Origin of the sequence: Actinomadura sp. HBU206391 (assembly GCF_014323665.1) — a bacterium.
Lineage (GTDB): Bacteria > Actinomycetota > Actinomycetes > Streptosporangiales > Streptosporangiaceae > Actinomadura_C.
In genome coordinates, this window is record NZ_JABVEB010000305.1 from 1 (window position 1) to 5956 (window position 5956).

Consider the following 5956-nt stretch of genomic DNA (forward strand, 5'->3'; position numbering starts at 1 on the left):
ATCATCGGGGTACGTCCGGAGTCGATCTTCTTGCGCAGGTAGCTGATGTAGAGCTCGACGATGTGGGCGCGTCCGCCGAAGTCGTAGGCCCAGACGCGGTCGAGGATCTGGTCCTTGGACAGCACCCGGCGCGGGTTGCGCATGAGGAAGCGCAGGAGTTCGAACTCGGTGCGGGACAGGTCGATGGTTGCCTCGCCGCGTCTGACTTCTCTGGCTTCCTCGTCCATCGTGAGGTCACCGACGGTGAGCCGGTTCGTTCCCGGATCGGCGGACATTCCTGCCCTCCGGAGCAGCCCGCGCAGCCGGGCCAGAACTTCCTCCAGGCTGTAGGGCTTGGTGACGTAGTCGTCGCCACCCGCGGTGATGCCGGCGATGCGATCCTCGACCGCGTCGCGGGCGGTCAGGAAGAGCACGCATATGCTCGGTTCCTCGCGTCGCAGGGCCCGTAGGACCTGCAGCCCGTTCAGGTCGGGAAGCATCCAGTCCAGGACCACCGCATCAGGGCGGAAGTCACGAGCGGTGATGAGCGCGGTCGCGCCGTCTGCGGCGGTACGGACCTGCCAGCCCTCGCCGGTCATCACTCCGGCCAGGACGTCGGTGACGTCGGGTTCGTCATCGACGACGAGGATCCGCACGGGTTGCCCGTCGGGGCGGTGCAGAAGCGATGTCGTACGCAGCTCGTCCATGGTCCCTTCAGCATGCCCCGGCGCAGGCCACGGCCGTGCGAGCCCCGCCTCTGAGTTTCCTCTGAATCGGCGCTGAGCGCGGCCGACGGCGCTGTTTCAGAAGGTTCACAGAGGTTGGGTTGTGAGGCTGGCCGCCCATCGCCGGAGCGCGCCTTATCCGGAGGAGCCCCATGACCACCACGTTCACCACCACCACGTATGCGAGCCGCGGGATGCGCCACCGACGTCCGCGCCGCAGCATTGTCCCGTTCCTGGCGCCGCTGGTGATCTGGGCCGGCGCCGCCGGTGTGCTGGCCCTGTGGTGGAGCCACACGACCTCGGTGGTCGGCCCGGCAGGCTGGCTCACCGGCGCAGGACGCATCACCGGGCTCCTGGCCGGGTACGCCTGCGCGGTCCTTCTCGCGCTGATGGCCCGCGCCCCTCTTCTAGATCACACCATCGGCACCGACCGGCTCGCCCGCTGGCACGCCCTGGGCGGCCGCTGCACCGTCTCTCTCGCCCTCGCCCACACCTTGCTGATCATCTGGGGCTACTCACTGACATCCCACACGAACGTGGTCAGCCAGACCTCCACGCTCGTCCTGCGTTACCCCGACCTCCTCAAGGGCACGGCCGGATTCCTGCTGTTCCTGACCACCGGAGTCCTCTCGGCCCGCGCGGCCCGCCGCAGGATGAGTTACGAAACCTGGCACCACCTGCACTTCGCCACCTACCTGGCGATCTTCCTCGTCTTCGGCCATCAGCTATCCAACGGCGCCGACTTCGTCGGCAACCGAGCCGCTCAGGCAGCGTGGCATACGCTGTTCCTTGGTGTCGCGGCGCTGGTCGCATGGTACCGGTTCGCCGCCCCCGTCCGGCGCGGACTGCGCCACCGCCTGCGCGTGGCCGCGATCCACCCCGAAGCGCCGGGCGTGGTCTCCGTCCACCTCACCGGCGAACGCCTGGACGAACTCGGGGGCGATCCGGGGCAGTTCCTGCGCTGGCGCTTCCTGGCCCGCGGACTGTGGTGGACCGCCAACCCCTACTCCCTCTCCGCCCCGGCGCACCCCGGCCACCTGCGCATCACGGTCAAGACCGCGGGCGGCCACAGTGCTGCGCTCGCCCGCCTGGCGCCGGGCACCCGGGTGTGGGCCGAGGGACCCTACGGCGCCTTCACCGCGGACCGCCGTACCGCTGCCAAGGTGCTGCTCCTGGCCGGCGGTGTCGGCATCACCCCCTTGCGCGTGCTCTTCGAGACGCTGCCGGGCCAGGTGACCCTCATCTACCGGGCCCGCCGCGCCGACGACCTTGCGCTGCGCGGTGAGCTCGACGCGATCGCCGCCCGCCGACGGGCCACCGTGCACTACGTCGTCGACGAACCGGCCGGGTACTCCTCGCCCCTCACCGCCCGGGCCCTGAGCGCTTTGGTGCCGGATCTGGCCGCGCACGACGTCTACCTCTGTGGTCCGCCCGGCATGGCACAGGCCGCGATCACTGCCCTGCGCGAAGCCGGCGTGCCGGCACGGCGCATCCACCACGAGTCGTTCACGTTCTGAGGAGAACCGCCATGCGCCGAGCCGTCCTCACCACCACTGGGATCAGTGCCCTCGTCTTCGCCCTGCTAGCACTCAAACCCCACCAGCTCCCCACCCTCGCAGGAGCGGCCCCCCGGCCCCCAACAGCCTCCGCATCTCCGCACACCCCCGCGGAGGCGTTCACGGGGACGGGCACGTTCACCGGGGATCCCATCGATACCCGGTACGGGACGGTGCAGGTCGCCGCCATCCTCTCCCAGGGAAAGATCACCGCAGTCAAGGTTCTCCAGGCCCCGGACCAGAACGGCCGCGACCAGCAGATCGCCTCCTACGCCCTGCCCCGCCTCACCCAGGAGGCCATCGGGGCTCAGAGCGCGCACATCGACGCCGTCTCCGGAGCCAGTTACACCAGCCAGGGCTACATCCAGTCCCTCCAAAGCGCCCTGGACCAGGCCCATGCCTGACACCGCACGAGGACTGCGTCACGTCGAGCACGTCATGGGCACCGTCTTCTCCATCGACATCCGCGACAAGCCCACCACCGCCATCCACCGCGCCCTCGCCGAGGCCGTGCAACACCTCCATCGGGTCGACGCAGTGTTCTCCACCTACCGGCCCGACAGTCACATCAGCCGCCTCGACCGCGGCGAGATCCGCCTTGAGGACTGCCCGCCCGAAGTCCACGAAGTCCTGTCCCTCTGCGCACAGGCCACCCATGACAGCGACGGCTGGTTCAGCATCATCCCCACAGGAACCCTCGACCCCTCGGGACTCGTCAAAGGCTGGGCCACCGAAGCCGCATCCCAACTCCTACACGAAGCAGGCGCGCACCACACCTGCGTCAACGGCGGCGGTGACCTCCAGCTCCGCGGCCAGGCAGGCCCCGGCATTCCGTGGCGCGTCGGCATCGCCCACCCGCTGCGCCCCGGCGAACTGGCCACCGTCATCACCACCGGCCACGACCTGGCCGTCGCCACTTCGGGCACTGCCGAACGCGGCGTTCACATCTTCGACCCGCACAGCGGTACACCCGTCGCCGCGTTCGCCTCCCTCACCCTCGTCGGGCCCCGCCTGACGCTGACCGACACCTACGCCACCGCAGCGTTCGCCAGAGGCGACGGCGCACAGGACTGGGTAGAAACACTGGACGGCTACGAAGCACTCGCGGTCCTGCCCGACGGCCAGGAATGGCGCACACCAGGATTCCGGCGATATGGATCAACGGTGGGTACGCCGCTGCGCATCGGCGCCGCGGTGCCGTCCCTCACCATTGGTGTGGGCGCCAACGTACAGGTCTACCGAATCGGCGACTCCGGTGCCAAAGCCGCCTGGCACGACGGCTACCCCGCCACCGCCCACCCCGACCGCGGCTGACGCGCACCTGTTGCGAAGCCTCCAGCTTCGCCTAGGCGTCGCGCATGCGTAGCAGTAGGCCGCCGGCCACGAGCGCGGCAGCGGCCCACCCGGCGGTGACGCCAATACCGGCCCAGGGGCTGAGGGGCAGGTTGTGGAGATTGGTGGTGGCCTGGATGGCGAGCCCGGCGCTCATCGGCCCGATCTGCTGGAGCAGGCGCTGCCAGTGCGGATTGCCGATCACCTGGGAGAGGACGGGGAGAAGGTAGAGCAGGCCGAGAATGACCCCGATGCTGGTGGCGGAGTCCCGCACGATGGCAGCGATGCCGAGGCTGAGCAGGGCGATCAGGGTCAGGTAGAGGATCGACCCGGCGGCCGCACGTAGCGTAGGCCCGTCGGCCAGGGATAGGGCCGGGTGGCCGCGGGCGGCTGTGAAGCCGTGGCGGGGCAGGATGAGCCGCCCAGCCAGCAGCGACCCGAGAACCGCGATGGTTCCGGCCGCGGCCACGACGCCGGTGAGAGTGATGGCCTTGGCCGCGAAGACGGTGGCCCGATACGGCGTCGCCGCGAGTGTGGTGCGGATCATGCTCCCGAGCTGTACTCGCCGCTGATGACCAGCACGGCCAGGCTTACCACCGCGTAGCCGGCCAGGACGGCGAGCCCGGCCCACGGTGTCAGCGGGTAGTAGCCGTTGTACGGCGTGTAGATGCTCGTGACCTGGTGATACGGCACAAGCGTCTGCTGGACGACGAGGGCCGCGGCCGGCGTCACCAGGGTCAGCCAGTCCGTCACACTCGCGGGCATGAACGGGATGGCGATCAGGATGTAGGGCAGCACGATGGCCACGATGACGGTGGTGACCGCGCCGGCGCTGTGCCGGAACATGGTGCCGACGGAGAGGGCCAGGATCGAGGTGGTCGCGAGCAGCGCCGCGGTCCCGAGCCCAACCCGTAGTTCGGTTGAAGACGCCACCGGGAAGATGTACACGCCGTTGGCCCGGGCGAGCCGCTCGCCGAGCGGAACCGCGACGGCCGCTCCCGCCAGCCCGGCGACGAAGGTGACGACTCCCAGCACGATCGCCTTGGCCACCAGCACCCGGCTCCGCCTCGGGCTGGCCGCGAGGGTAACGTGGATCAGGTTTTTCCGGTATTCCGTAGTGATGAACAGCACCCCCACGACGATCACCGGGATCAGCGCGGCGAACGTGCCGGTGAGGATGTCTTGGAGGGTGCCGCCGGTTGGCAGAGTCTCGCGAACGGCGGGCGCTATGTCGCCGGCGCCGGCCACCGTGAAGCTGCCGTCAGATTCCGTGAACGAACCCGACGTGTTCTGCGGGTAGCCGGCGAAGCTGGGGGATTCGGGTCCCACCTGATCGCCTGTCCAGTTACCACCGGCCCAGCGCCCCTGGATACGAAGACCCCCGAAGACGGCCGTGGACACGCTGCCGCGCGTGCCTATGCCATGCACTGAAGGCGGAGATGCGACGAACAGCCCGCCTTGCGCGGTCGGTCCGAGCCCCCTCACGTGCACGGTGCCCACCTTGGTCCAGCGCGTGCCGTCGGCGGAGGCATAGCGGTGATCGCGTCGCCCGAGCGGTCCAGCCGCAGCCAGCGAACAGACGCGGCGGAGACAGGGCCGGGGAGGCCGGCCGTGTCGTTGACGTAGTTGTCCTGCATCCGCACGCCGTGGCTGCCGGTAACCATGATCGCCGCGTAGGGTGATCCCTGGCGGGTGCTCTGCTTGATGATGAGCCCGGCCTTCGCCCACGGCACGGTGGCAGGTTGCAGGTCCGAGGGACCCGTGGGGATGCCGCTCCTGAGCGCGGAAACGGAGACAGTGATGCTGCCGTTTCCGGTCAGTGGCTGGTGCACGAAGTAGAAGCTGTCGGTAACCGGCTCACCGCCCGGTCCGATCGGAACGGGTGGTGAGCCCTGCTGATTGCTACTGACCCCGGCGAGCAGGGCGAACAGCACCACCATCAGTGCCGCCACCAGCATGCCAGTCAACCAGCCCCGGACGGTTCGGAACTTGGTCCACTCCGCGTGCAGCAACCTGAGGAAGCCATCCCGCCCGACCCGTTGGCTGTGTGGGTAAGGCGTAACGGTAGGGGTCACCGTGGTACCTCCGTGCGCGTCGCGGCGCGGAACTGAACCGCGTCGCGGGTGAGCTCCATGTAGACCTCCTCCAGCGTGGCGCGGTGCGCTGATACCTCCGAGAACGGGACCGCGCTCTGGTTGAGCAACGTCACGATGCGATCCGCTGGCAGGCCGGAGACGGTAATGGTGTCCCGACCGGTGGCCGACACGGCAGCGCCGGTATGCGCGAGCACCGTCATCGCGTCCGGCCGGGCCGTGGTACGCACGGCCACCCGGTTCCAGGACGCGGCCGCGATCAGGTCAGCCA

Annotated in this window: 7 protein-coding genes and 1 pseudogene; 3 read left to right on the forward strand and 5 right to left on the reverse strand. The window is 69.3% G+C overall.

Going from position 1 to position 5956, the window contains the following annotated elements:
• Positions 1-686: response regulator transcription factor (locus HKK72_RS34875; protein WP_315987598.1), on the reverse strand; the 686-nt coding region annotated here is incomplete at its 3' end.
• 170 nt (positions 687-856) lie between these two features.
• Here HKK72_RS34875 and HKK72_RS34880 point away from each other — a divergent pair.
• From HKK72_RS34880 to HKK72_RS34890, 3 genes are read left to right on the forward strand one after another with little or no spacing between them, the layout of a single operon-like run.
• Positions 857-2221: a ferric reductase-like transmembrane domain-containing protein gene (locus HKK72_RS34880; RefSeq protein WP_187238676.1), complete on the forward strand. Its 1365-nt coding sequence runs from the start codon at positions 857-859 to the stop codon at positions 2219-2221.
• Between the two features lie 11 nt (positions 2222-2232).
• Positions 2233-2664 carry an FMN-binding protein gene (locus tag HKK72_RS34885; protein ID WP_187238677.1) on the forward strand — a complete coding sequence of 144 codons (432 nt, stop codon included), beginning with the start codon at positions 2233-2235 and terminating at the stop codon, positions 2662-2664.
• The gene (locus HKK72_RS34890; RefSeq protein ID WP_187238678.1) at positions 2657-3574 is read left to right on the forward strand and encodes an FAD:protein FMN transferase; all 918 of its coding nucleotides are present in this window, start codon (positions 2657-2659) and stop codon (positions 3572-3574) included. Before HKK72_RS34885 ends, HKK72_RS34890 begins: the two co-directional genes overlap by 8 nt.
• A gap of 31 nt (positions 3575-3605) precedes the next feature.
• Here the strand turns inward: HKK72_RS34890 and HKK72_RS34895 are convergent, their stop codons facing one another.
• The 4 genes and pseudogenes from HKK72_RS34895 to HKK72_RS34905 all read right to left on the reverse strand — a co-directional run.
• Positions 3606-4139, reverse strand: a complete 534-nt coding sequence (locus HKK72_RS34895; protein WP_187238679.1) for a hypothetical protein — start codon at positions 4137-4139, stop codon at positions 3606-3608.
• Complete coding sequence (locus HKK72_RS41790) at positions 4136-4921, reverse strand: hypothetical protein (RefSeq protein WP_261987492.1); 786 nt, start codon at positions 4919-4921, stop codon at positions 4136-4138. Before HKK72_RS41790 ends, HKK72_RS34895 begins: the two co-directional genes overlap by 4 nt.
• A gap of 152 nt (positions 4922-5073) precedes the next feature.
• Complete coding sequence (locus tag HKK72_RS41795; RefSeq protein WP_261987493.1) at positions 5074-5604, reverse strand: hypothetical protein; 531 nt, start codon at positions 5602-5604, stop codon at positions 5074-5076.
• A gap of 59 nt (positions 5605-5663) precedes the next feature.
• A pseudogene (locus HKK72_RS34905) lies at positions 5664-5956 on the reverse strand (ABC transporter ATP-binding protein); the annotation flags it as partial.

What these genes read in the sequence shown, in the direction of transcription:
- HKK72_RS34880 (WP_187238676.1), top strand. Translation starts at nt 857, where the DNA reads ATGACCACCACGTTCACCACCACCACGTATGCGAGCCGCGGGATGCGC.
- HKK72_RS34885 (WP_187238677.1), top strand. Translation starts at nt 2,233, where the DNA reads ATGCGCCGAGCCGTCCTCACCACCACTGGGATCAGTGCCCTCGTCTTC.
- HKK72_RS34890 (WP_187238678.1), top strand. Translation starts at nt 2,657, where the DNA reads ATGCCTGACACCGCACGAGGACTGCGTCACGTCGAGCACGTCATGGGC.
- HKK72_RS34895 (WP_187238679.1), bottom strand. Translation starts at nt 4,139, where the DNA reads ATGATCCGCACCACACTCGCGGCGACGCCGTATCGGGCCACCGTCTTC.